General features: G+C 50.0%; 21 protein-coding genes and 4 pseudogenes. 10 read left to right on the top strand and 15 right to left on the bottom strand.

Annotation, left to right across the window (positions count from 1 at the left end; translation table 11 throughout):
- Positions 1-190 precede the first annotated feature (190 nt).
- The 3 genes and pseudogenes from folB (at position 191) to KHX94_RS02580 (ending at position 1,870) form a co-directional block, all read left to right on the top strand.
- A complete protein-coding gene (gene folB, locus KHX94_RS02590) occupies positions 191-541 on the top strand; it encodes a dihydroneopterin aldolase (protein WP_213682256.1) in 351 nt (116 codons plus the stop codon).
- A 5-nt stretch (positions 542-546) separates the two neighbouring features.
- Positions 547-1,106 (top strand): annotated as a pseudogene (folK, locus tag KHX94_RS02585) (2-amino-4-hydroxy-6-hydroxymethyldihydropteridine diphosphokinase).
- Positions 1,061-1,870, top strand: coding sequence for an undecaprenyl-diphosphate phosphatase (locus KHX94_RS02580; protein ID WP_213682254.1), 810 nt, complete (start codon positions 1,061-1,063; stop codon positions 1,868-1,870). The pseudogene folK and the gene KHX94_RS02580 overlap by 46 nt, the downstream one beginning before the upstream one ends.
- A 107-nt stretch (positions 1,871-1,977) precedes the next feature.
- Here KHX94_RS02580 and KHX94_RS02575 read toward each other — a convergent pair whose 3' ends face one another.
- Together KHX94_RS02575 and KHX94_RS02570 are read right to left on the bottom strand one after the other, a co-directional pair.
- Positions 1,978-2,226, bottom strand: coding sequence for an Lpp/OprI family alanine-zipper lipoprotein (locus tag KHX94_RS02575; RefSeq protein ID WP_213682253.1), 249 nt, complete (start codon positions 2,224-2,226; stop codon positions 1,978-1,980).
- 198 nt (positions 2,227-2,424) lie between these two features.
- Positions 2,425-3,669, bottom strand: a complete 1,245-nt coding sequence (locus tag KHX94_RS02570; RefSeq protein ID WP_213682252.1) for a multifunctional CCA addition/repair protein — start codon at positions 3,667-3,669, stop codon at positions 2,425-2,427.
- Between the two features lie 162 nt (positions 3,670-3,831).
- Between KHX94_RS02570 and KHX94_RS02565 the strand changes: the two genes are divergently transcribed.
- Together KHX94_RS02565 and KHX94_RS02560 are read left to right on the top strand one after the other, a co-directional pair.
- The gene (locus KHX94_RS02565) at positions 3,832-5,436 is read left to right on the top strand and encodes an AAA family ATPase (RefSeq protein ID WP_213682251.1); all 1,605 of its coding nucleotides are present in this window, start codon (positions 3,832-3,834) and stop codon (positions 5,434-5,436) included.
- The gene (locus KHX94_RS02560) at positions 5,436-6,395 is read left to right on the top strand and encodes a general secretion pathway protein GspB (RefSeq protein ID WP_213682250.1); all 960 of its coding nucleotides are present in this window, start codon (positions 5,436-5,438) and stop codon (positions 6,393-6,395) included. The genes KHX94_RS02565 and KHX94_RS02560 overlap by 1 nt, the downstream gene beginning before the upstream one ends.
- A 52-nt stretch (positions 6,396-6,447) precedes the next feature.
- Here the strand turns inward: KHX94_RS02560 and nhaD are convergent, their stop codons facing one another.
- The 3 genes from nhaD to KHX94_RS02545 all read right to left on the bottom strand — a co-directional run bounded on the left by nhaD (position 6,448) and on the right by KHX94_RS02545 (position 10,320).
- Positions 6,448-7,695: a sodium:proton antiporter NhaD gene (gene nhaD, locus KHX94_RS02555; protein ID WP_213682249.1), complete on the bottom strand. Its 1,248-nt coding sequence runs from the start codon at positions 7,693-7,695 to the stop codon at positions 6,448-6,450.
- A gap of 294 nt (positions 7,696-7,989) precedes the next feature.
- Complete coding sequence (hemL, locus tag KHX94_RS02550) at positions 7,990-9,273, bottom strand: glutamate-1-semialdehyde 2,1-aminomutase (protein WP_213682248.1); 1,284 nt, start codon at positions 9,271-9,273, stop codon at positions 7,990-7,992.
- Between the two features lie 27 nt (positions 9,274-9,300).
- Positions 9,301-10,320: an aspartate carbamoyltransferase gene (locus KHX94_RS02545; RefSeq protein ID WP_213682247.1), complete on the bottom strand. Its 1,020-nt coding sequence runs from the start codon at positions 10,318-10,320 to the stop codon at positions 9,301-9,303.
- A gap of 419 nt (positions 10,321-10,739) precedes the next feature.
- Here KHX94_RS02545 and clcA point away from each other — a divergent pair, with 419 nt between their 5' ends.
- The 4 genes from clcA (at position 10,740) to erpA (ending at position 13,587) form a co-directional block, all read left to right on the top strand.
- The gene (clcA, locus tag KHX94_RS20925; protein WP_280529608.1) at positions 10,740-11,597 is read left to right on the top strand and encodes a H(+)/Cl(-) exchange transporter ClcA; all 858 of its coding nucleotides are present in this window, start codon (positions 10,740-10,742) and stop codon (positions 11,595-11,597) included.
- Positions 11,598-11,599: 2 nt separating this feature from the next.
- Positions 11,600-12,247 carry a chloride channel protein gene (locus KHX94_RS20920; RefSeq protein WP_280529607.1) on the top strand — a complete coding sequence of 216 codons (648 nt, stop codon included), beginning with the start codon at positions 11,600-11,602 and terminating at the stop codon, positions 12,245-12,247.
- A gap of 190 nt (positions 12,248-12,437) precedes the next feature.
- The gene (locus KHX94_RS02535; RefSeq protein ID WP_213682246.1) at positions 12,438-13,244 is read left to right on the top strand and encodes a DUF6776 family protein; all 807 of its coding nucleotides are present in this window, start codon (positions 12,438-12,440) and stop codon (positions 13,242-13,244) included.
- Complete coding sequence (gene erpA / locus KHX94_RS02530; RefSeq protein ID WP_133038015.1) at positions 13,237-13,587, top strand: iron-sulfur cluster insertion protein ErpA; 351 nt, start codon at positions 13,237-13,239, stop codon at positions 13,585-13,587. Before KHX94_RS02535 ends, erpA begins: the two co-directional genes overlap by 8 nt.
- Before the next feature lie 67 nt (positions 13,588-13,654).
- On the opposite strand, the gene KHX94_RS02525 is transcribed toward erpA, so the two are convergent.
- The 4 genes and pseudogenes from KHX94_RS02525 to KHX94_RS02510 form a co-directional block, all read right to left on the bottom strand.
- Positions 13,655-14,068 carry a hypothetical protein gene (locus KHX94_RS02525; RefSeq protein WP_213682245.1) on the bottom strand — a complete coding sequence of 138 codons (414 nt, stop codon included), beginning with the start codon at positions 14,066-14,068 and terminating at the stop codon, positions 13,655-13,657.
- A gap of 7 nt (positions 14,069-14,075) precedes the next feature.
- A pseudogene (locus KHX94_RS02520) lies at positions 14,076-14,416 on the bottom strand (DUF2750 domain-containing protein).
- A 110-nt stretch (positions 14,417-14,526) separates the two neighbouring features.
- A pseudogene (locus KHX94_RS02515) lies at positions 14,527-15,635 on the bottom strand (anhydro-N-acetylmuramic acid kinase).
- Between the two features lie 13 nt (positions 15,636-15,648).
- Positions 15,649-17,052: a peptidoglycan DD-metalloendopeptidase family protein gene (locus KHX94_RS02510; protein ID WP_213682244.1), complete on the bottom strand. Its 1,404-nt coding sequence runs from the start codon at positions 17,050-17,052 to the stop codon at positions 15,649-15,651.
- A 123-nt stretch (positions 17,053-17,175) separates the two neighbouring features.
- On the opposite strand from KHX94_RS02510, the pseudogene tyrS reads away from it, so the two are divergent.
- Positions 17,176-18,374: pseudogene (gene tyrS / locus KHX94_RS02505) on the top strand (tyrosine--tRNA ligase).
- Between the two features lie 257 nt (positions 18,375-18,631).
- Here tyrS and KHX94_RS02500 read toward each other — a convergent pair.
- The 6 genes from KHX94_RS02500 to KHX94_RS02475 are packed head-to-tail and all read right to left on the bottom strand — an operon-like array spanning position 18,632 to position 24,396.
- Positions 18,632-19,402 (bottom strand): LytR/AlgR family response regulator transcription factor, encoded by a 771-nt coding sequence (locus tag KHX94_RS02500; protein ID WP_213682243.1) that lies wholly within the window; start codon positions 19,400-19,402, stop codon positions 18,632-18,634.
- A gap of 4 nt (positions 19,403-19,406) precedes the next feature.
- Positions 19,407-20,462 carry a sensor histidine kinase gene (locus KHX94_RS02495; RefSeq protein WP_213682242.1) on the bottom strand — a complete coding sequence of 352 codons (1,056 nt, stop codon included), beginning with the start codon at positions 20,460-20,462 and terminating at the stop codon, positions 19,407-19,409.
- Positions 20,462-21,700 (bottom strand): hypothetical protein, encoded by a 1,239-nt coding sequence (locus KHX94_RS02490; RefSeq protein WP_213682241.1) that lies wholly within the window; start codon positions 21,698-21,700, stop codon positions 20,462-20,464. Before KHX94_RS02490 ends, KHX94_RS02495 begins: the two co-directional genes overlap by 1 nt.
- Positions 21,697-22,479: an outer membrane lipoprotein-sorting protein gene (locus tag KHX94_RS02485; protein WP_213682240.1), complete on the bottom strand. Its 783-nt coding sequence runs from the start codon at positions 22,477-22,479 to the stop codon at positions 21,697-21,699. The genes KHX94_RS02490 and KHX94_RS02485 overlap by 4 nt, the downstream gene beginning before the upstream one ends.
- Entirely contained in the window at positions 22,472-23,725 is a 1,254-nt protein-coding gene (locus KHX94_RS02480; RefSeq protein ID WP_213682239.1) for an ABC transporter permease, read from the bottom strand. Before KHX94_RS02480 ends, KHX94_RS02485 begins: the two co-directional genes overlap by 8 nt.
- The gene (locus KHX94_RS02475; RefSeq protein WP_213682238.1) at positions 23,722-24,396 is read right to left on the bottom strand and encodes an ABC transporter ATP-binding protein; all 675 of its coding nucleotides are present in this window, start codon (positions 24,394-24,396) and stop codon (positions 23,722-23,724) included. Before KHX94_RS02475 ends, KHX94_RS02480 begins: the two co-directional genes overlap by 4 nt.
- Position 24,397 lies beyond the last annotated feature (1 nt).

Raw genomic sequence — 24,397 nt, 5'->3', positions numbered from 1 at the left:
GCACACCCAACGGGCGGCTTAAACGGCTAGATGGTTATGCTCATGGCGTAGCATCTCCACCAGCGTCTTATCCTACTGAAACTTAGTTCTGTGAGAAAGAGCTGACCGCTAATATCCGGAGGTAAAGCGTGGATTATACCGGCTTTAGCTGTGAAAGCTTATCTGACCTCCATTATCTGCAAGGAATACTATGGATAAAGTCCTGATAACCGGGCTGCAGGTGGATACTGTGATTGGCATCTATGACTGGGAAAAACAGCTGCATCAGACATTGGTTCTGGATCTGGAAATGGCTTGGGATAACCGAGCGGCGGCAGAGCACGACGATTACCAGCAGGCGCTGTGTTATGAAACTGTCAGTAAAAGGGTGGTACAGCTGATCACCGAAAAACCAATAGAACTCATTGAAACGGTTGCCGAACGTGTTGCCCACTGTCTGCTTGAAGAGTTTTTCGTGCCTTGGGTAAAGGTGCGGGTGATGAAACCTGGCGCCGTGGCCGCAGCCCAAGCTGTTGGCGTTGAAATTGAACGTAGCAGGTAGTCAGCGTGAGTCGTATTTTTATCAGTCTGGGCAGCAATATTGAACCCGCGCGTTATCTACAGGCGGGACTGCTGGAACTGCAGACAATTTTTGGAGAACTCAGTTGTTCACCGGTTTACGAAAGTGAGTCGGTAGGCTTTAACGGCAGCAACTTTCTCAACATGGTGGTATCTCTACAGACCGAGATGCCGGTGGCCGCCGTGGTGGCTTGTTTTAAAGCCATTGAATTGCGGCATGGGCGGTTACCGGGTGCGAAAAAATTTGCGCCACGTACGCTGGATCTTGATTTGTTACTCTACGATGCGCAGGTATGCCAGACCCCGGTGGTATTACCGCGTGCTGAAATTCTCACCAATGCTTTTGTTTTATGGCCACTGGCGGAACTTGCGCCGACATTAGTGCATCCAATTGCCGGTAAGTCCTACGCACAGCTGTGGGATGAATATGATAAAACGCGCCAGAAACTTTGGCCGGTAGCCGTAGATTTTGGCCAGTTGGCCTGATATTTCAAGGAGTTGTATGGATATTATACAGGTGGTCATTCTCGCGCTTATTCAGGGATTGACTGAATTTCTGCCGATTTCCAGTTCTGCCCATTTGATTTTGCCATCGCAACTGCTGGGTTGGCAGGATCAGGGATTGTCGTTTGATGTCGCGGTTAATACCGGTTCACTGTTGGCGGTAGTGATCTATTTTCGTCATGAGTTATACCGCATGGCAAAGGCTTGGCTGGCGAGTATTGCCAAGCGGGAAACCAGCAATGAAAGCCAACTGGCCTGGTGGATTATTTTAGCAACGTTGCCCGCCGTGTTCTTTGGATTCATGGCAAAAGGGTTTATTGAAACCCATCTGCGCAGTGCTAGCGTGATCGCCTTTACGACCATCGTATTTGGCTTGTTGTTGTGGTGGGCAGACAAACACTCCCGGCTGGCGCTGACAGAGTATCAATCTGGTTGGCGTAAATCGCTGATGATTGGTTTTGCGCAAGCGCTGGCACTTATTCCTGGTACTTCTCGTTCCGGCATCACCATGACGGCAGCTTTAATGTTGGGGTTAACCCGTGAAGCCGCCGCACGTTTTTCGTTCCTGATGTCGGTTCCTGTGAGCCTGGGCGCGGCCATTTTAGTGGTGAAGGATCTGGCGGAAAGCGCTGAGCCGCTGGATATGCGGGCGTTGATCCTCGGAACCTCTATTTCATTTGTTGCCGCTTATGCTTGTATCCATTATTTCCTTAAGATCATCAGTAAAATGGGGATGACACCCTTTGTGATTTACCGACTATTGCTGGGCATTGGTCTGTGTGGATTTATTGTGTTGCACAGCAATTAACGGTTGGTGCTTGTTCAGCAAAACCCTGGATGAGGCTTAGCTAGCAGGTAAAAAAATCGGCAACACCTTGGTGTTGCCGATTTCTATGGCGGAGTAAACCACCATTATTACTTTTTGTAGCGAGTAGCTACATTGTCCAGACGGTCGTTAGCGCGTTTTGCTTCAGCCTGAGCGTCCAGAGCAGCTGCTTTGGCATCTTTCACGTCAGCAGACAGTTTGCTCTGGTCAGCTTTCATTGCGCTTACTTCGGCAGACAGTTGGTCAACTTTGTTACCCAAGTTGGCAACGCTTTCTTCCAAAGCAGTGGTGTTTGCACAGCCACCTAACAGAGCAGTCATTGCTACGCCAGCAATCATCAGTACTTTTTGTTCATGAAGAAATCCCTTTTAAAGGTTTGGTTTTTAGTCGTTCGGCTGATGTTCAACCGATTCGTGCTTATTATCTCATAGCCAATTTAATTTGCTATGGGTATTAACAAAAACTCCTTTTACCTTATCCAATATGATCAGAAAAGCAAGTTTCAGTGGCAAATTCTGGATTTCTCTACGAAATTTCTAACAAATTGTGCCATTTTTTACGTAGTTTTGCTTAACAAGACTGATTTTTTCCAGACGCTGCAGGTTTAGCTGTTCACGAATAGCCGCTCCTTGATATCCGGCATCAATAATTGGTTGCACATTAACTGTGATGGCAGCGTCAAACAGCTGCTGTAACAGTCTGGCTTGGGGATAGTCTTGCTGCTCCAATCCCAACCGACCAGTGGCGTCAGCCTGACATATTAAGGCCAGTTGTTTTAAGCGATGTGGTTTGCGCCAGAAATCGGCTTTGTCGAACAATTTCAGTATGGTTTCCGGGCGCAACTCCGCCAGTATGTGAATATTCTGGTGTTGATCGCTGGCGAGTAGTGCCAAGTCCCGATATTCGGCGGGCACCCGCAAACGTTCACATAACTGACGGATAGGGGCAAGTCCTCGCTGACCGTGACCATGATGTTTTGGCAACAGTTCTTTCGGTGTCAGCGCTTTGCCCAAATCATGTATTAACGTTGCGAAGCGTACTTGCGTATCCGGCGTCAGCTTGGCGGCCTGTTTGAGAGCCATCATGGTGTGGATGCCGGTGTCAATTTCTGGGTGCCACTTAGCCGGCTGCGGTATCCCAAACAATGCATCCAGTTCTGGCATTAATGGTTGCAGGGCATTGCAGCTGCGCAGCACTTCAAAAAAGACCTGCGGTTCAGCGCCGTGCAAGACTTTTTCCAGTTCTTGCCATACTCTTTCGGCGGTCAAGGCCTGTAGTTCTCCACTGTCGGCAATCTGTTGCATCAGCGCGAGGGTTTCGGTGGCGATGGTGAAGCCTTGCGGGGCAAAACGTGCGGCAAAGCGCGCAACTCGCAGTACTCGCAATGGGTCTTCAACAAATGCAGGTGAAACATGGCGCAGGATACGTTGTTGTATGTCCTGCTGGCCGTTGAAGGGATCGTACAGTTTGCCATCAGCATCCAAGGCCATGGCGTTAATGGTGAGATCGCGTCTTAGCAAGTCCTGTTCAAGCGTAACATCCGGGCTGGCATAACAGCTAAAACCGCCGTAACCGCGTCCGGTTTTGCGTTCAGTACGTGCGAGGGCATATTCTTCTTGCGTTTGTGGATGCAGAAATACCGGAAAATCTTTACCCACTTGACGATAGCCAAGTGCTAGCATTTGCTGCTCGGTTGCTCCTACCACGACATGATCTTGATCTTTAACGGCCAACCCCAGCATTTGATCGCGTACTGCGCCGCCAACCAGATATATCTGCACTTACCCTAAATCCTTCACTAATTCGTATCTGCAGAGGATAACACGAGCAATGATTGCTGTGGACTTCATCGAGCGATCACACAATTCCCCTCTGGAGGTTTTGACAAACATCCGCCTTGTCTTACACTGGGCTGTCTCTTTCAACCAAGGATTGCCGAGCTCATGTACAAGGCGTTTTACGGACTGAGTGATAACCCGTTTTCCATTGCTCCCAACCCCAGTTACCTGTTTTTAAGTGATCGTCATCGGGAAGCGTTGGCACACCTGAAATATGGTCTGGGCGAAACCGGTGGGTTTGTATTGTTGACTGGTGAAGTTGGCACCGGTAAAACCACGGTGTCGCGTTGTCTGTTGCGACAACTGCCGGAGAATACTGACACAGCTTTTATTCTGAACCCGTCACTGACAGAAGCTGAGTTGCTGGCAACCTTGTGTGATGAGTTAGGTATTCACTACGGCGAAACCCCCACACTCAAGCAGCTTACCGACCTTATCAGCCGTTTTCTGCTCAATAATCATCAGGCGGGCAGAAACACCGTCATGATCATTGATGAAGCGCAGCATCTGCGTCCAGAAGTGCTGGAGCAACTGCGCTTGCTGACCAACCTAGAAACCGATACCAAAAAGTTGTTGCAGGTCATTCTTATCGGTCAGCCTGAATTACAACAACTACTGAAACGGCAGGAATTGCGGCAGCTAGCGCAACGTATTACGGCGCGCTATCACTTGTTGCCGTTAACTGAGCAGGAAGTCGCGCTATATGTGCAACACAGGTTGCAGGTCGCCGGGCGGATGGAACCTTTGTTCAACAAAGGGGCGATTCGCGCATTACACCGCTTTAGTGGCGGCATTCCCCGCATCATTAACTTGTTGTGCGAACGCGCGCTCATGGCTGGCTATGGCCAGTCAAAAACGCCTATTGATAGGAAGATGGTGAATGCGGCGGCGGCCGAAGTGCTCGGCGAATTACCACAAAAACGTCGCTGGTGGCTGCCATTATCTGCTGCATTAGTGGTGGTCGTGGCCTTCGGTGGCGGATATTACTGGTTGAACTATCACCAGGCGATGAATCAGGCACAAGCCTCAGAAAACACAGTGGCGTTGACCCCTGCCAAGCCAGCAGCTGTGCAGGCTAATAAACAGGCTGATTTGACCGAGCGGGTATTAAACGGCGCTATCGATAAGAGCCGTGATATAGATACAGCCTTTGCTGCCTTATTTGGTTTATGGAATAAAGCTCCTTATGCGGGCGTTTCTGCTTGCCAATCCGCCAGCCAATTGGGCATGGCGTGTTTTCAACAGCAAGGAAACTTGAGTTCGCTGCAACAACTGAATTATCCGGCAGTGGTGTATCTCACTGACGATGCAGGTAAAGCATTTTATGGGACGCTAGTTGCCAGCAACGCGCAACAACTGCTGCTGCAATTGGGCGAGCAGCAGTTCTGGGTGAGCATGGATTGGTTCAATCAGCACTTCAGTGGCATGTATGAGTTATTGTGGCAGCCACCTGAACAGGCGCAACAGGCCATCACGCCAGTGTCTAGCCTTGAAAAAGTACAATGGCTGGAAAACGCTTTGGCGACAGCAGCGCAACGGCAACCGCGGGTGATGAGCTACTTTGATACTGAGTTGGAACAGGAACTCAAGGCGTTCCAGCGGCAACATGGCTTAGCTGTTGATAGCAATGCGTCTTTGGCAACACTCGCACAACTGAGTATCTATCAGCATAATCTTGGCCCAGTGCTGCAAAGCGGAGGCGTTCGCTGATGTCAATTCTGTTAGACGCGGTCACCCGAGCCAAGCAACAACAACTGGATGATAATCTCGATCCGGTCTTGGCCCCTCGTTTCCCTGTAGAAACGCCAGCAGCGTTCCCCTGGTTGCCAATTGCATTGGCGGTTGTGGCTGCTTTGGCTGTTGGCGGCGCATTGGCGTTTGCTTGGCAACTGTGGCAGGCTCAGTCCCCAGCGATAGTGCCAACATCCACACCGCAAGTGTCAGCGGTGGATACCCGCAAACCGCTTATTAATGAGGCGGTTGTCAAAGATTCTGCAACTGAACCTGAGGTTCGGGTCGCCGGCCGTGCGGCTTTACCTATCGCGCAGCCGTTGCCAATGCCACAGTACAGTGCTCCGGTGGTGCCGCAACCCCAGCCCCAGCCAAATGACACCACAACGGCGGCGGTGCCAACATCTAACGCCCAACCTCAACCACAGGCAACTGCAAGTGTGGCGGCTGACGATGGCAATGAACCGATTATTCTCGGCGCTCAGCCAAATCAACGGGGATTGCAAGCGCTAAAAGAGCTGAAAAGTGAAGTACAGACAGCCGCAGATGAGAATGGCCTGGAGGATCAACCGCAACCTGCACAGGATGACCAGCAGGCTTTGATTGCCAAGTTTCAGGCGGCGTTGAGTGAAGTCGAGCGGCGTAACGCGATTGATAAGCCGATTACACCGACTGATGAACAACCGGTACCGAAACCACAGAACCTGCAATATCCTTCATATGGTAACTTGCCCGCCAGCTTGCAGCTACAGGTGCCAGAATTCAATATTACCGCGCATATGTACGCAACAGATCCTGCTAAGCGTTGGCTGAATGTGGACGGCAAGGAGTTACAGGAAGGCGACAAGATTAAGGGAAAGCTCAAGATTATTGAGATCCGGCCACGTGATGTGGTGCTGGATATTCAAGGGACGCACTTTAAAGTCCCGGCGATTTAATGATGAAAAAGGCGCGGTTAAGCGCCTTTTCTCTTGCGGATATGGGGCATTTTCAGTGATTAAGATAATGCCCTAATAATAGTGTCAGGCCATAGCCAGTGCAGTATGACAGCAACAGTGGTGGTACATATTTAAGATAGGAAACAAACGTCAGCTCTTTAACCTTGCTCATGGCAATAATGCCCGAAGCTGAACCGATTACCAGCAAGGAACCGCCAACGCCCACCGCATAAGTCAGCCCTAACCAGCCAGACAGTTCTAACTGTGGATCGGCTTTAAGCAGGGCGGCTGTCAGTGGCACGTTATCCAGCAGCGCTGACCCCATACCGGTGACAAAATTGGCAATATCTGGATTATGTCCCGCATAAACTTGTGCGAGTTGATCGAGTACACCAATCTCTTTGAGCATCCCCACCAGTAACAGGATCCCCAAGAAAAACAGTAGGGTGTCGTATTCCACTTGGCGAATATATTCGAGGATGCGGATCTCTTCGGTATCGGTGTGAACCGTTTTACCCACCAGAAACATCACCGATAATCCGCTAAGAAAGGTAAGCACCGGCGGAATACCAAATAAGATATTAAGTAGCATCGTCAGGATGATGGTGCTGATGAAAATCAGTGCGATGACCAGGTCAACTGTTTCATATTGCTGTTGTACTGGTGCGGCGGTGACTGTGCCTTTGGCACTCAGCGAGAACAAAATGGCCAGTAAAATAACCGCCACTGCTGCCGGGATCACCAGCAACAGCAGATCTACCATGTGCACATGCCCATCCAAAAAAATCATCAGGGTAGTTACGTCACCAGTGATCAATGACACTCCGCCAGAGTTAACCGCAAAAATAATCAGTACCGCCATCCGCCGTTTAAGATGGCTGTCGAGCTGGAAAGTCGTTAATAGTCCTAGTGACACTAACGTTGCCGTGACATTGTCACAGATAGCCGAGAGCCCGAGTGAGAACAGGGCCACTTGGATCATCAGCATCCTGACGCTGATCTGTTGTGGAAACAGCTTGGCAACGATTATCTGGATCATGCCCTTAGCGTTCAGGTAGGCAACAAAGGTCATGGTTGACATTAAAAACAACCATAACGTAGCGATTTCCAACAGGTTTTCGGATAACCGTTGCTGGATCAGCCGTTGATGAGTGCTGTCGCCTGCCGCAACGAACAAGGCAATCCATGAGATGCAACCTAAAAACAGCGTGGTTTTCGCCTTGTTGATGTGAGTGACTTCTTCAAAAATAATGCTAAGCAGTGCCAGCACTGCCAGAATGAGTAAAAAAGTGTGCAGCATGGGTCGTCCCTGCCAGAATCAGCGCCAGCCTAGTCAGTTGGCTATCAAGCTTTAATTAAGGTTAGTGTGATAAAGCGCACAGATCTGAACACATTGCAGGCGGGGTTGCAATCTGCTAACTCCCTAGAAATGATGGGACTTTGGTCGGGTGGTATTGGTTGTAGGCGCTGATATATCCTGTAGCGTTACTATTACGGCGGGGCTCTTAGCGGTGTTAGCCGTGCATCATGATGGCAACGGCATGCCATAAAAAAACGGGACACAACGCCCCGTCTTCTCAGTCAATGGTATGAATTATTTCATACTGGCAAATACTTTATCTGCGGCAGCCAAGGTGGCAGCAATCTCTTGGTCACCGTGAGCCAGCGACAAGAAGCCTGCTTCAAAAGCACTCGGTGCCAAGTACACACCTTCATCCAGCATACCGTGATAAAACACTTTAAACTGCTCGACATTGCACTTGGTGACTTGTGCAAAGTTGGTGACTTCTGGAGCATCGGTGAAGAACAGACCGAACATGCCACCTACGTAGTTTACCGCCATTGATATGCCATGTTTGGCCGCAGCCGCCTTGATGCCTTCTGCGACACGTTTGGTTTTTTCTGCCAGCGCTTCATAGATCCCAGGTTCACATAACGCTTCCAGTTGCGCCAGGCCGGCACTCATCGCGATGGGGTTACCAGAAAGCGTGCCCGCCTGATAAACCGGCCCGGTTGGTGCAATGTATTGCATCACATCTTTACGGCCGCCAAACGCGCCCACTGGCATACCACCACCAATCACTTTACCCAAAGTGGTGAGATCGGGTGTTACGCCATAATAGCCTTGGGCGCCGCCTTTGGAGACGCGGAACCCTGTCATCACTTCATCGATGATTAACAGCGCTTGGTAGTCATCACATATCGCACGCAACCCTTGCAAGAAGCCTGGTTGTGGTGGCACACAGTTCATATTACCGGCAACGGGCTCAACGATGATACAGGCGATCTCCTGCGGATATTGTTCGAACAAAGCTTTCACTGAATCGAGATTGTTGTACTCGGCAGTCAGCGTATGCTTGGCAAAGTCCTCTGGGATCCCTGGAGAACTTGGCTGGCCCATAGTCAGTGCCCCAGAACCGGCTTTTACCAGCAGGCAGTCGGCATGACCGTGGTAACACCCTTCAAACTTGAGGATTTTGTCGCGTTTGGTAAAACCACGAGCCAGACGAATAGCACTCATGGTGGCTTCTGTGCCTGAACTTACCATGCGCACCTGTTCAATGGATGGCACCATTTCACGAACTTTTTGCGCCATTTCCACTTCCAGTGCGGTTGGTGCACCAAAAGACAAGCCATTTGCTACAGCGTTTAACACGGCTTCGCGGATTTTGGGATGATTGTGACCCAGGATCATCGGTCCCCATGAGCCCACATAATCCACATAAGCCTTGCCATCGGCGTCATAGATGTATGCGCCATCGGCCTTGTCGATAAACAGTGGCGTGCCGCCTACACCGTTAAAGGCGCGCACCGGTGAATTAACACCGCCGGGAATAGTTTGCTTGGCCTGTTCAAACAGGTCTTCAGAACGGGTCATATCATTTCCTTACAGTTGATAACCGACTTATCTGTCGGCCTTACGTGAATACCAGTTGACCGGACACTCGTATTTTTCCAGTTGATCGGCAACGCCGAGTGTCAGGGCGAACAGTGCCATACGGATCAACAAGCCATTATCCGCCTGGCGGAAAATTGCCAAGTAAGGATGGTTGTTGAGATCGTTATCCAGCTCGTTGGCCTGTGCCCGGGAATCCCGTGGCAGGGGGTGCATGATAACAGTATTGGATTTACAGTTTTTGGTGTAGATGGCACTGTTTAAACGGAATTTGCCACGATACTTATCGGCTTCTTCTTGAGACGGGAAGCGCTCTTCCTGGATCCGAGTCAGATACAGAATATCAGCATCATGTAAATTACCTTCCAATTGATCGGTAATTGTGACGCGATGGCCAGCATTTTCAATGTCGGCGATCACAGAGTCTGGCATCGCCAACTCTTTTGGTGAAATCAGCGTGAAGCTGATGTTTTTATACATGCACAATAGGCGTGACAGTGAGTGCACGGTACGGCCAAATTTCAAATCACCCACCATGGCGATATGCATACCATTGATGGTCAGCCCATTACTGTTCAGCTCTTTTTTAATGGTAAACAGATCCAGCAGTGCTTGGGTTGGGTGCTCATTGGCACCGTCGCCGCCGTTAATTACGGGCACGCGGGAACCTTCGGCGAACTCTTTGACTGAGAAGGACTGAGGGTGACGCATGGCAATCACATCGGAATAGCTAGACAGTACGCGGGCGCTATCGTACAGCGATTCACCTTTGGACAGCGATGAATTGGCCATGCCGACAGTCTCGGCTACTCGGCCACCCAACAGGTCAAAGGCGCAGCCAAAGCTGACGCGGGTACGGGTACTGGGTTCAAAAAACAGGTTACTGAGGATGGCACCGTCGAGCACTCGGGTACGTTTTTCCCGTAGTGCATATGGAGTCATGCGTTTGGCAACGTCAAAAATGGTTTGAATATTGTCCAGATTTAACTGGCTTACAGACAGGATGTGAGATCCCTGGAATTGGTTCATCAGCCTTGTTTCCGTGTAGGGTGTGCCGCTGAGACACAGAGGTTATAGGGTGTTTGGCTGAGGCGAAACTATAACAGATGACCCTAATCATGAAAATGATCTGTCTCGGAAAATTACATAAAGTTGTCCTAAACACTACTGTTAGCAACATTGGGATAAATGGCTTGTTATCGCGGCTAAAAAATAGCATATGGCAATAAAAACAAATGGCTAGCACCAATCAAGTAAATATTTGGCACTTTTACCTGGAAATATTTTGCTGCTATAGGGTTCTGGATGTTGCCTACACCACAGAAAGCTAATGCAATTACATAAAAAAATGGAGAATTAACCGTGTATGCCTTAGCATTAGTCGGCCGCTTGCATCCTGTGACGGCCTCGTTTCCGGCAAATTGACTAACAGCTAAGTATCCAGACACATGCCTAAGTTTCCAGATTTTCACTTCCACCCGGGAACCCAACTCAGACTGCGTTTAAGTTCTAACTATTTTACAACGCACCCAGATTATCTGGTGTTATTGGCGTTGTCTGCGTTGGTAGGGGCGATTGCGGGTCTGATCGTATCTCTGTTCGAAATCGCCATTCATTTTATGGCGGATTACCGTATCCATTATTTTGATGATCTAGGACTGCCCGCGTGGATAACGGCAATTTTGGTCATTATTGCCGGAGCCATCGTTGCGGCGTTGGGGTTTTGGTTGACGGCACGTATTGCTCCCGAGACCTCAGGCAGTGGCATTCCCCATGTTGAAGGTGCCCTTGATGGGTTACATGATATTCGCTGGTGGCGGGTGTTGCCGGTCAAGTTCATCGCCGGGGTATGTACCATTAGTTCCGGCATGGTGTTAGGCCGCGAAGGCCCTTCGGTACAAATCGGTGGGGCAGTTGGCCGTATGTGTGCCGAAGCGGCTAAACGTTTTCAATATGCGCCACATGTGTTAACTGCTTCTGGTGCTGCGGCTGGTTTGGCAGCAGCATTTAACGCCCCATTAGCAGGGATCCTGTTTATCGTCGAAGAGATGCGGCCACAATTCCGCTATAACTTTACCTCGTTTAAATGCATCACGTTGGCGACCCTGATGGCCACCATAGTGCTACGTTTCTTCCGTGGGCAGGACGCGGTGATGGACATCCCGACGTTTAAAATTCCGCCTCTTGCTTCATTGTGGCTGTTTGTCGTACTCGGGATTATCTTCGGTATTGTGGGGATTTATTTCAACCGCTGGGTGTTGCGGGCAACGGCCGCCTTTAAAAATACCATAATCACCGCTTATTGAGAGTGACCTTAACCGGGGCGTTATTCGGCGGCGTATTTGCGTTTTTTCAGCTTTATGTGCCAGCACTTTCAGGTGGTGGTATCGCACTTATTACAGATTTTGTGCGTGAGCCTATGGCGTGGGCAATCTTGGTTTTATTGTTCGCGCTGCGGATGCTAGCGACGCTAGGCTGTTTTGCTTCTGGCGCACCAGGTGGTGTGTTTGCGCCAATGCTGGCATTGGGAACGTTACTGGGGCTGGCTTACGGTATTATCGCCGCAAGATTATTTCCTGGTTTAGTTGCTGAACCCGGTGTTTATGCGGTGGCCGGCATGGGGGCGTTATTTGCTGCTACGGTGCGCGCGCCTGTTACCGGGATAGTGTTGGTGGTAGAGATGACCGATAACTACCAGTTAATTCTACCTTTACTCGCTACCTGTTTGGGGGCAACCTTTATTGCCCAAGCATTGGGTGGCAGTCCTTTGTACTCGGCTTTACTGCAACAATCATTGGCAGCCAAAGCGGCAGAAGCTAACGCGGCCGCCAGTGTTGCTACCTCAGATGTTGTTACTGTTGAAGCTGAACCCGCGGAGGCGGCAGCAACTGCGGTGGCTGCGGATGTAGCGTTAAACAACGCCGAAGATCAGCCCGATACTGCCAATAAATCGTAAGATTGTGATACGGCTGCGAGGCAACTGCGGGTTTGTGGAAGACTCGCCAGCAAGCCTATAAGTCCGTAGAATCCTGTTTTGTGTTCCGTTATTGTCGGCATACTTTTTAATTTTTATTGCCAACAGCCACATTTAGCAGCGGTTACTGTCGTTCTTCCTACTAATAATTGCATAAAGGGGCCGTAAGATAATGGCAAGATATCACCGTTGGTTATTTCGCCTGCAGTTGCTTGAGCGAAGTATCCGGCCATCCTCCTTATATTTGCTGGCATTGCTAGTGATTGCGTTTGCTGTCGGCGCGTTATCGCTGTCGTTATGGCAGGATAATAGTCCCACTTCAAATAAATCTAATATTAATAAGATCAATCAATTGAGAGCTGAATTGACTGGCCAGTCACAAATATTGGCCAGTCGCAACCTTGAATTACAGCTAGCAAAAGAGTCCAATAAACAGATGCAGGAGATGTTTACCAAACAACATCAAAAGCAACAGGAGTTGGAGCGAGAACTAGCCTTTTACCGCAGCATTATGGCACCAGATAATAATGTTGATGGTGTGGCAATTAACGGGATGGAGTTACAAGCGGGGCATAAGGCTGGAAGTTATCGCCTACGCCTGATACTGACTCAACTGCAGAAACGTAAGCAGTCGTTAAAAGGCCGTGCCGAAGTGATATTGCAAGGGCTTAAGGCGGGTAAAGAAGCTGAAATCAATCTTGAATCTTTGATTGGTAAAGGCAAACTTAATTTCAACTTTAAGTATTTTCAGGTCGTCGAAAGCGAATTTGTGCTCCCCAAATCCTTTGAACTGCAACGGATCTTGGCAAAAGTGATTGTCCCTGCTAGCCGTTGGAGCAAAGGCGGTGAAACCGAACAGAATTATAGTGTGCCCGAATTACTGACTGGGGAAAAAGACTCCAGCATAATACTTGAACAAGAAAGTCAGGTATTAGATAATTCGCCACAGCAACCAGATGTAAGAGGTAATAATGACTGAACAAGCTGAATCAGCAATGCCCATCCGTTTTACTGATGCGGCGGCTGCAAAAGTGAAAGCTTTGCTGGAAGAAGAACAAAACAGTGCACTTAAACTGCGGGTTTATGTGACCGGTGGCGGCTGTTCAGGATTTCAGTACGGCTTTACTTTCGATGAAAAGATCAACGATGGTGATTTGACCGTGGAAAAACAAGGGGTACAGCTGATTGTTGACCCCATGAGTTTGCAGTACTTGGTGGGTGGCGAAGTGGATTACACTTCCGGGCTGGAAGGTTCGCGCTTCTTTGTCAAAAACCCGAATGCTAAAACCACCTGTGGCTGTGGTGCCAGTTTCTCGGTTTGATTGCCAGTGACACGAAAAACCGTCCAGATGGACGGTTTTTTTATCGTTTTTTCAACCTCAACATCTGTTATTGCATGATATTGAAGTTGATCTCCCGCTTGAAAAAATGACTGACCTTAGCGCTGAACACCAGCCACAGTTGTAGCATGGTCAGTGCGATCAATAATCCCACACTTAACCACCCGGGGATGCTGTCCAGAGAGTGCCACAGCGCACTTTGCTGCAACTGTTGCTGTAATTGTGGATTAATGTCGAGCAGATATGGCAGCAATGTGCTGCCTACAAGGCCGATGATAGCGTAACCCCGTAACAGCCATAAACCTGCCTTATGACGTGCCATGATGGCGAGTAACATCATCAAGGTTAACAGCGACAGGATAACTCCGCGGCCATAAAACAGCCCACTCAGTGCCAGTATTGCGTATACCAGCATCAGCGCTAATAAACGTTTCGGTAAGGGCGTTTTAGTGGGCGCGGTCATCAGCAACTCAGTGTGATTTTTTGGGCGAGAGAGTTTCGTCGAACTCATAAGGGGACACTACCACCCCCAGATCGTCAACCAGTGGAAATACGGCTACCAGCAGATCATCATCGGCCATACCGGGCGTCCAGCGCTCCTGCCAGTCTTTGAGGCTGACCGCTAGCGCTTGGCAATCCTGCCAATCTTCCTGGGCCCACTCTGTGGCGGCGTCTTCGCTAGGCCAAACCGGGATACAGTCTTCTTCATCTGTGGTCAGCATTACGCAGCCATTATCGTCATGTAACACCCATAACTCTTTTTCTCACGGACTTGCTCAATCATGTAGTCAAAGCGTTTATCCGGTGACATCTTCGGGGCCTTTTTCGTGGAAGTTTCAGCTTTCACAGCATTAATTCCTGTCAACTGTTGAAGCGGCGCATGCTACCACTGTGGTGTGAGATGATAAAGCATCCACACTATTATTTTGCCGGAAATCTAGCACCCAGCACGGCTTCTCGGGAAGAGCCAGTGACCGCTGGCAGATTGGCTGGTAAGCCTTCAACATGACGTAGTGCCAACCACGCAAAAGCGATGCCCTCAACCCATTTGGGATCTACGCCAAGCGCGGCAGTCGACAGTAAATGGTGTTGCGGTAATAGCGCTGTCAGTCGTTGCATCAGTGTTTTATTCAGGGCACCGCCGCCGCAGACGTAAACTTCACCATGGGTGCATAGTTTGCGAATGTCATTGGCGATGCTGTAGCAGCTCAAATCTAGTAGTGTTGACTGGATATCTTCTTCACTCAACTGACCAAATTCAGATAACTGTTGCTCCAGCCACGCCTGATTGAACAGCTCGCGCCCGGTACTTTTGGGATAGGCCTGTGAGAAATAGGGATGAGATAGCAACTGCTGCAATAATCCCTGATGGGTAGTACCGCTGGCAGCCCATAGACCATTGTGATCGAATGGCTCCTGTTTCACCTGCTGGATCCACGCATCGACAAGCGTGTTGCCGGGACCGGTATCAAATCCTAGCACTTGGCGGCTGTCGCCAGGCAGAAACGTGACATTACCTATGCCACCAATGTTGAGGATCACCCGAGTAACGCCAGCTTCGGCAAAAACCTGTTGATGGAACGCGGGAACTAGCGGTGCGCCTTGTCCCCCAGCGCGATATCCTTGCGGCGAAAGTCGGCAATAACATCAATACCGGTTTCTGCCGCAATGGTGTTGGGATCGCCTATCTGCAAGGTAAAGCCTATTTCAAGATTGGGCATGTGTCTGACCGTCTGGCCGTGGCTGCCGATTGCGATAATCTCTGAAGCTGGAATGTGCGCTTTTGCCAGCAGTTGTTTGACTGCTTGCGCAAATGTTTTCCCTACCGTGCGATCAAGGCGACCCAGGCGATTGATTTCGTCGTTGCCGGGTTGGCACAACCGCTGTAGCCCTTTGTACAGATGCTCGGGATAATCCTCTGTATGATGGGCCACCAGTTTAGGTTTGTTTCCCGAAAAATCCACCAGTGCAGCGTCTACGCCATCCATGCTGGTGCCTGACATCAGTCCGATGTAATAAGCGGTTTTCATGTGCATATTTCCGTTATTGTCTGGCAATTCTGATCTGTTGATTATGGGCTATCGTTGCCATGAGCTGGTTACTGATAGCCATAAATTTAGCCTTTTCTTTGGTGGCGATAGGCAAAGCCTTCGGCAAGTCAACGGTGCGCGGATTACGGTGAACACCGTTGACGATAAATTCGTAATGCAGATGGGCGCCGGTCACTCGGCCTGTTCGCCCTAACGTCCCGAGAATTTGCCCTTGCTTGATGTTATCGCCACGTTTGACTTTGCGTTTGTTTAAATGCAGATACTTGGTGGTATAGGTGTCATTGTGTTTGATAAACACATAATTGCCATTGTACTGGTTATAACTGGCTTCAATCACTTTGCCATCACCCGCCGCTTTTATGGGCGTACCTATGGCGGCCACATAATCCACGCCCCGATGTGGGCGCACCAAGCCAGTAACCGGATGCAGACGTTTAGGGTTAAAGTTAGAGCTGACATACTTAAAGTCTACCGGCGAGCGCAAGAAGGCTTTACGCATGCTGCGGCCATCCGCCGAATAATAGTTACCATCGGTATAACGCACGGCGGTGTAACGCTGGCCTTGGTTGATAAATTCTGCCGCCATAATATTACCGTTGCGTAAAAACTCACCATCGGCATATTCCTGTTCATAGACTAGGGCAAAGCTGTCGCCAGCACGCAGATCCAATGCAAAATCCACATCCCAGCCAAAGATGGTCGCCAGTTGCATGATCTGCGCTGGGGTGAGTCCAGCATCAACTCCAGCGTTCCAGAAATTACTTTTGATTTCGGCACTGACAAACTGCTGCCGGTTTTCCACATCTTTGTTGGTCACCTTGGCTTGATAACCCTCACCATTCTTTAAAATGATCAGGGTAGTGATGGCATCTATCTGGTAGCGCAGTTCCTGTAATGCGCCATTGCCATCTTTACCTATGATGATCTCTTCACCCGGTATGATTTTGATTAAATTCTGTTTGGCCAGTGGCAGTTGGGTGATGTCATAGACTTCACGAGCACTCAGCTGCGCCCGGTTGAACACGGCCGCCAGCGTGTCACCTTGCTTGATATCAAAATGTTCCAGCTCGGCCATCGCACTGGGTTTGGTATCGGTTTTGGGTTCCAGCGCTTGTTGGGTTTCGTCGGTGATCTCCGAAGTAATGGCTTCGGCGGCCGCTTCAGACTCCTCGGGCTCGCCACTTTCAGAAGTTTCCACGGCTGATGGCGCCTCCGGCGTACGGAATGCCAGCGGCACCTCGTAGCGGATATTGCTGTTAGCCACAGGTGTTTGGCGAGAAGCCGAGGCATCATCAGCGGGAAATATCAGTACGATAAAAGCGAAGACAACGAGAATACAGAGCAGAATCTGGTGTTTTTTCGGCAGTAGTTGCAACAGTGTTATAAGTTTTGCCATTGACCCCGGTACCAAATCGTCAAACTTGGGCATTGCGCACCAGTTTACACACTTTAAATTAGGCTGGCTAACAAGTAACATAAGTCTCTTTGATTTTGAAGTGCCTTGGGAGTTGTTGGCAAAATGGCTGATTTAGCGCAGGTAATGGCAGAGATTAAACGCGGGACAGAAGAAATTCTGCTGGAATCTGATCTGGTTGAAAAACTGCAAGAAGGGCGCCCGCTGAAGATTAAACTCGGTGCCGATCCAACCGCACCCGATATTCATCTGGGACACACGGTAATCCTGAATAAGCTGCGCACTTTCCAGGAACTTGGTCATGAGGTGATTTTCCTCATCGGTGATTTTACCGGGATGGTGGGTGATCCAAGCGGTAAGAACAGTACCCGCCCACCGCTGACTCGGGAACAGGTATTGGCCAATGCCGAAACCTATAAAGAGCAGGTTTATAAGATCCTCGACCCAGCGAAAACCCGGATTGAGTTCAACTCCAGCTGGCTGGAACAACTCGGTGCGGCTGGGATGATCCGTCTGGCATCACGGCAAACCGTTGCGCGGATGATGGAACGGGACGATTTTAAAAAGCGTTACGCTGCGGGCCAGTCAATTGCTATCCATGAATTTATGTACCCCTTGTTGCAAGGCTATGACTCTGTGGCCTTGCACGCCGATGTAGAACTGGGGGCACCGATCAGAAGTTTAACTTGTTGATGGGCCGTGAACTGCAAAAGGCTGAAGGACAGAAGCCACAGGCCGTCATCATGATGCCATTGCTGGAAGGGCTTGATGGCGTTAAAAAGATGTCCAAGTCTGCGGGTAACTATATCGGTGTTAGCGAAGCTCCTGACGAGATGTTCGGCAAGTTAATGTCTATCTCTGATGAACTGATGTGGCGTTATTTTGAGTTGCTGTCATTTCGCCCTCTAGGCGAAATTGAACAGTTCAAGACCGATGTGAATAACGGTGCCAATCCTCGTGATATCAAGATATTATTGGCAAAAGAGATCATTGCCCGCTTCCATAGTGAAGCCGCTGCCGAGGCCGCGCATCAGGCATTTATCGACCGTTTCCAGAAAGGTGCTTTGCCGGAGGATATCGAAGAGATCACTGTGACTGCCGGGGCCGAAGGTGTTGCGGTGGCTAATCTGCTGAAAGATGCCGGGCTGGTGGCATCTACATCTGAAGCTCTGCGCATGATTAAGCAAGGCGCGGTGAAGATGGATGGTGAGCGGTTGGATGACAGCAAACAGCACTTCGCTGCGGGTATCACCGCGGTATTCCAAGTGGGTAAACGTAAGTTTGCCAAGGTTACTGTGGCCTGAGGTCATATCTCTACAGCTTCTTATTTGCTCACCGCTAACATGTTGTTTAGTTGTGGTTAGTTATGGATGTTGGGGGCGATCAGAAACGTACATATTCCAGATGAGGGTGTGTACGTTTTTTTATGCCTGATAGCGAACCTGTCATCTGTCCATGAGAAATACCTGGGCTACGGTTTACTCTATTGAGGGTATTATTAAGATAAGTCATTCTCGTCGCTGGTTTTACCAGATGGCGTTGCCGTAGCACTGTCTTCGAATTAATTTTTAAATTTTTGCATGGCACGACTGACTGGCAGTGCCGTGTCGGCAATAATGACTTCCATGCTGCTAAAAGTGCGGCGCACTTTGCCGATCCGTGCCACGTTGACGACGATGGCGCGATGGATTTGCCAAAACTGTTCTGGATCTAATTCCGTTAATAATTGGCGTAACGATTGCCGTAGCAAATAAGTTTGTTGTTGTTCTCCTTCCTTAACCACCAGACTGAGATATTTATCTTCTGCTCGGATATATAGGATCTGCTCTGTAGCGATCAGGTGAATATCATCGCCTTTACTAGCTTTTAACCACTTGCGGTAATTGGCCGCGGGTGGTTGCTGTAGTTGCGAGCTGAGCTGACTCAGTAACTGTTGGTAATCGAGGTTATTGTTGTTGCGCAAACGGTTTTGTAGCCGCTCACAACAGTGGGCTAGGCGCTGCTCTGTCACCGGTTTTAGCAGATAATCCACCGCGTTTTTTTCAAAGGCATTAACGGCGTGCTCGTCAAAGGCGGTAACAAATACCAGTAATGGTGCTAGTGACGGCTGACAGAGTTTGCTGGCCACGGCCAAACCATCGCAACCCGGCATCCGAATGTCCAAAAACACCACATCAGGTTGTAACTCAGCGATAAGTGTTAGCGCTTGCGCGCCATTTTCGGCCATGCCGCTGATCTCCAGTTGCGGCCACACCTCGGCTAACATCTGTTTAAGATGAAACCTGAGTAATGGCTCGTCATCGGCAATGATGGCGGTTATGGCCTGAGACATGGTATTAGCTCCTCTCGCTGAGCTGCATTAATGGTGTTAACGGTAGAGATAGGGTGGCAATTACCCCATGCGGACTCTGCGGTTGCAACTGCAAGTTGGCTGCCCCGGCAAATAAGTGGTGCAGTCGTTGGCGGATATTACTGAGTGCAACACCATGACCCGATATGGTCGGGACATTGCCAAAACCCACGCCATTGTCGCTAATGACGAGTTGTAATGTTTGTACGTGTAATGTGGCACTGATAGTGATGTGGCCTCCGTGGCTGCTCGGCTCGATGCCATGCACTATTGCGTTTTCGACTAAAGGTTGCAGTAACATGGGCACAAATGGCAGGTGGTTACAGCCATCCGCAATGGCAAATTGATAAGTGAGTCTGTCGCCTAAGCGCATTTGCTGAATCGCCAGATAATCTTCCAGTAGTGCTAATTCATCATTGAGGGTGCCGACTAATTGTCTGCTGCTGTGCAAATTGCGCCGCAGTAGCGAGGTAAACCGAGTAAGCAGTTGTTGTGCATTATTGGGATCTAGGCTGATCAGGGCGTTAATATTTGCCAGCGTATTAAACAAAAAATGTGGCTCAATCTGGCTTTGTAGCTGCTTAAGCTCGGCCAACAATAGCGCTTGTTGTTGCTCAGCCTGCTGACGTTTGGCCACTTCTAACGCTTGCTGCATACGAAACTTTTGCTCAAAGAAGTAAAAACCAAAAGTGAGCGCCCCGGTGATGGTCAGCGCCAGCAACATGCCTGGAAATAACTTAGGAAGATGCTGCCATTGCCAACTGCCAAGGATCCAATATGCCGCATTGATACTGCCGAGTAGCAGCGTTAATACAATACTGAGTAGTGCGCGACCCAGTTGATGAAAATGTGGCAATAGATAGCCCAGAACGGCGGAAGATAAGAAGGCGGCAATCCCGTAACCCAAGCTAATGAGCAGATGGTTGAGAAAATCTCCCGGCCAAACTGAGTAGGTAAATGCCGCAATCAAACTACACGCCAAGGTGATCACCACTAAGCGGATAACGAGATTGTGCCGTGGCTGAGCAAAAATATGGGTCATCAAAAACGTCCAGAGAGTCCAAACCAAGTCACGCTTTGTTGGCCCAGATTAGCAAATGCCGCTGACGGCTGACCACCATAATAGCGCCATGACAATGACAGCGTTAAACTGCTGCGGCCATCCAGTAGTTGATATTGCACTCTGGGTGTCAGTACGACACTGCCATCGCTGGGGCCATACAAGCAGTCGATGCTTATGGTTAACGGCGATAATGCCGTAGTGAATTGTCGCCAAAAGCGCGAATTGGCCGCCAGATGCAATAACACGGTATGTTGCAGAATATTGGTGTGGCTATAGCCGATGGCATACAGACCGGCATTGCGTTGCGTGCTGCTCGATTGCCAGGGTTGTTGCCAAAACTGCGCTTGTTGTTGTGCTCGTTGCCAGTCCGCTTTTGACCAACTGCGGCTATCGTACCAATATTCACCAATCAACTGCACACCATGGCTACTAGCCCAAGTAAAGCCTAACAGGGTTTGCCAGCTATGCTGCTGAGTTTGCCGTTGTATTGCTACGGTTGTTGCTCCCGGCGTCAAATCTGTTAATTTCAGGCGAGTATATTGCTGCTGATATAACATTGAGCCGTGCAGTTCAAGGCTTTCACCTATTACCGTTACTAGCGAAGCTCCCGCTAGCCAATGACGTTGTTGATCCCAGTACACGAGCGCTTGCCATTCATTCGCATCGGTTAGCCAGTAACGGCGCAGGCCTAGCCCCTGCTGGGTTTGACTCGTATCTAATGATGAATGGTGCGAGCGACTGGTAAGCCATTGCCAGGTGCCATCGCTGGTAAATCGCGTCAGCATGGCAACCTGCGCGCCTTGCTCCACTTGGATCCCCACCGGATGACGCTGATAATCGCTAAAAATATTTAATGGCCGATAACCGTAGCCAACGCCCCAATCCAGTTGTAGCTTCCCGAGCGTGAGTTCCCAATCGGCTTGTGCATTCAGGCTTTGCTGCCAGTAAAGAGAACTCAGTGTGGCATGACTTTGCTGCTCACTACTATTCACTGCTTGATTGTGTTGCACACTACCGGTACTACGCCAAGCACCTGTTGTGAGCTGTAGTGATAACAATGATTGCCACTGGGCGTCATTATCAACGTCAGCAAAAAAGGTGGTCGCGCGGGTGTCCTCAACGGCAATGCCGCTTTGCCAATCCCATTGCCATTCCGCAGCTCCTCCCCCAAAAGTGCCGAAACATAGTAATCCAGCTAATAACTGGCAACGCATCACAACTGTTCCAACACGGTGCGGGTTAAAAACACCGGATTAAAGTAACTGGCGGGCAACGGATGGTGACTAATATTGAGATATTGCACTTCGGTGGTTTTGAGCGGTTGCAGTTTGTCGCTGAGCCGCATAGTGACCACCCGACGTTGGCCGTTAAGTTCGCCCGCGTGAAACTGTGCCATTTTGGCCAGTTTTCCTGAAGACAGGTAAAAGGCGGCCTGCAACGGAAAATTATCTTGTTTATCTAGCCATAGGGTGATGCGTTGGTAACTGTTGCTATCGGTCTTAGCACTTAGCTGTAACTGGTAACACGAGTACTGTTGTTCGTTAAGGGTCAGCTCAGTTGCGGTGACTTGCGTTATGTCATAGTCGCGATGCCAGGTTAAGGTAGCAATATCACCAATGGAGGCTTGCCCCAGCAGTTTTTGCATGGGGGTGATCCGGATCGGGCGGCTACTGCGAGGCATGATCAGCCAATATTGTTGACCGAGCATCAGCATCTTTTGCCCCAGCTCGGCCACTGATTTAAACATCACCAGCGAGTTATTGCCGTCGAGATACACATGGTAACGGCGTTGATTAATAAGCTGTTGTTGCTCGTACTCGCTAACTTCGGTCACAACCCGCGCTTGTTCACTGTCAAGGCGATAATGATCGGCTGCCATAAGCATGGCGTTGGCATCGATTTCATCGGCCTGGAGGCCATTGCTGGTTAGCCAGAGCAGGACTATCAGCCCGTTGGCGAGTAAACGAAGACTGCTGCGATTCGCTAAGTTACACATAAGTCAGTGCCTCGGTGATCGGTTTCTTTACGCCGTTACGGGCGGCCAGCCAAGCGGCCAGCACACACACCAGCAGTACCAGTAAACTGCTGGCAAGCCACATATCGACAGAGAATAAAATGGTGAGCGGATATCCCTGAGTCCGCCCCGGTGGTGGTGGCATCTGGATGTTAAGTTGCAGCAAACTCAGACTCAGCGCCGCAGTTGCTAAACCTCCAACCAATGCGCCAAGTAGTGAGAGCAATGCTGCTTCACGCATAAAACCGCCAATGATCTCCCGCGGCCAAGCGCCCATGGCCGCCAGTGTGCCAATCTCGGTTGTGCGTTCGGTGACTGACATAGTGAGCGTGTTAAACAGCGCGGCGAACACCACAAGCGCTAAAATGAAGCCAATCACGCCGAAGATACGATCGTACAGCGCCCTTACTTTTTGATAGAAAAATGCACTTTCATACCAAGGGGTAACTTCCAGCATTTGTTGGGGGCTGTTTAATGCATCGGTTACCCACTGGCTCATGGCGGCGGTCTGGCTGCTATCTTGCAAGTAGACCGATAGGGTACTGACTCTATCGCTTATCAGTAATGACTGGGCGGTGCTGAGCGACACAAACAACTGACGTTTATCTAGCTCAGGTACGCCGGTGCTGAAAATACCGCACACTTTGACGTCCATGGCGTTGAGCGCTCCACTGCTGGTGGTGCTCATCAGCGTGGCCCAATCACCCACCTTCAGCTTGAGCGACTGTGCTAAATCACTGGCGAGCATAATCTGTGGTTCATCAGCATTGAAACGTGGTGAGTCCGCAGGTAACAACGCGTGCCCCTGGCTGACGGTTAGCATCGGCCCTTGCAGATCAAACAAACTCGGGGATACGCCTTGTCCAAGATAGATTGCGGATTTTTGTCCGTTAGAGATCAAACCAGAAAACAGTACCTTAGGTTCGACTTGTGTCACTTCGGCGCGCGCCAATAACTGTTTGGTCAACTGCTGACTGCCGTTGATCCCTTCGGCTAATGGCGTCTCTTCCTGTTCTTTCAGGTAGCCAGGACGGTTCAACAGTAATTCACCATTGGCGCGGATAGCGGCCTGTTCAAGGGACTGGTATGTGGCTAGCCCAAAACCGGCGATGGCGGTTGTTGCAAAAATGGCGATGGCGATCACCAGCAGTGACAGCAGACTGCGGCGTTGATTACGCCACAGATTGCGCCAGGCAAGGCGCATAGCTTGTAATTGAAAAGCGTTCATGCGGCATTCTCCGCCGCAATGCAGCCGTCTTGCAGCTGAATGATGCGATCACAGCTGGCAGCCATACGTGGGTCGTGTGTTGCCACTAAAACAGCACTGCGATGCTGATGACAGAGTTCTCGTAATAGGCTGATAATTTGGGTGGCTGATCCTGTGTCTAAACTGGCGGTCGGTTCATCAGCAATCACCAGTGCTGGGCGACTGACCATGGCACGGGCAATGGCTACACGTTGTTGTTGGCCGCCAGAAAGTTCAGCGGGCTTTTGCCGTAATTGTGGTGCCAAGCCAACTTGAGCCAGCATGTCGCGTGCTGCTTGTTGCTGTTTATTCAACGGCCAGCCTCGCAGTTGTAACGGCAGCATCACGTTTTCTTCGGCGGTTAACACTGGCACTAGATTAAAGCGTTGAAACACAAAACCGAGCTGCTGCCGTCTAAGCAATGTCGCCTTGTGTACGGTTCGTGGGAAGGCTTGTCCGGAAAATTGGATTTCACCTTGATAGCGTAAATCCAGTGCTCCCAAGATCTGCAAGAGCGTACTCTTGCCGGAGCCGGATGGGCCACATAGGGCGACCATTTCCGCCATCGCCAACTGGCCGGTTACCCCCTTGAGTACCGCTACCGTTTGCTTACCCGCGCGATAACTTTTACAGATATTGTCAAAACGCAACATG

Origin of the sequence: Shewanella dokdonensis (assembly GCF_018394335.1) — a bacterium.
GTDB classification, from domain to species: domain Bacteria; phylum Pseudomonadota; class Gammaproteobacteria; order Enterobacterales; family Shewanellaceae; genus Shewanella; species Shewanella dokdonensis.
Note: the sequence above shows the minus strand (reverse complement) of the source record. Positions and strands in the feature narration are given on the sequence as shown.

Coding starts and splice junctions, on each gene's coding strand:
- KHX94_RS02495 (WP_213682242.1), bottom strand. CDS start 20,462: ATGACCCATATTTTTGCTCAGCCACGGCACAATCTCGTTATCCGCTTA.
- clcA (WP_280529608.1), top strand. CDS start 10,740: ATGCCTAAGTTTCCAGATTTTCACTTCCACCCGGGAACCCAACTCAGA.
- KHX94_RS02560 (WP_213682250.1), top strand. CDS start 5,436: ATGTCAATTCTGTTAGACGCGGTCACCCGAGCCAAGCAACAACAACTG.
- KHX94_RS02510 (WP_213682244.1), bottom strand. CDS start 17,052: ATGGCAAAACTTATAACACTGTTGCAACTACTGCCGAAAAAACACCAG.
- KHX94_RS02480 (WP_213682239.1), bottom strand. CDS start 23,725: ATGAACGCTTTTCAATTACAAGCTATGCGCCTTGCCTGGCGCAATCTG.
- KHX94_RS02500 (WP_213682243.1), bottom strand. CDS start 19,402: ATGTCTCAGGCCATAACCGCCATCATTGCCGATGACGAGCCATTACTC.
- KHX94_RS02575 (WP_213682253.1), bottom strand. CDS start 2,226: ATGATTGCTGGCGTAGCAATGACTGCTCTGTTAGGTGGCTGTGCAAAC.
- KHX94_RS02545 (WP_213682247.1), bottom strand. CDS start 10,320: ATGAACCAATTCCAGGGATCTCACATCCTGTCTGTAAGCCAGTTAAAT.
- erpA (WP_133038015.1), top strand. CDS start 13,237: ATGACTGAACAAGCTGAATCAGCAATGCCCATCCGTTTTACTGATGCG.
- folB (WP_213682256.1), top strand. CDS start 191: ATGGATAAAGTCCTGATAACCGGGCTGCAGGTGGATACTGTGATTGGC.
- hemL (WP_213682248.1), bottom strand. CDS start 9,273: ATGACCCGTTCTGAAGACCTGTTTGAACAGGCCAAGCAAACTATTCCC.
- nhaD (WP_213682249.1), bottom strand. CDS start 7,695: ATGCTGCACACTTTTTTACTCATTCTGGCAGTGCTGGCACTGCTTAGC.
- KHX94_RS02535 (WP_213682246.1), top strand. CDS start 12,438: ATGGCAAGATATCACCGTTGGTTATTTCGCCTGCAGTTGCTTGAGCGA.
- KHX94_RS02580 (WP_213682254.1), top strand. CDS start 1,061: ATGGATATTATACAGGTGGTCATTCTCGCGCTTATTCAGGGATTGACT.
- KHX94_RS02475 (WP_213682238.1), bottom strand. CDS start 24,396: ATGTTGCGTTTTGACAATATCTGTAAAAGTTATCGCGCGGGTAAGCAA.
- KHX94_RS02565 (WP_213682251.1), top strand. CDS start 3,832: ATGTACAAGGCGTTTTACGGACTGAGTGATAACCCGTTTTCCATTGCT.
- KHX94_RS02525 (WP_213682245.1), bottom strand. CDS start 14,068: ATGACCGCGCCCACTAAAACGCCCTTACCGAAACGTTTATTAGCGCTG.
- KHX94_RS02485 (WP_213682240.1), bottom strand. CDS start 22,479: ATGTGTAACTTAGCGAATCGCAGCAGTCTTCGTTTACTCGCCAACGGG.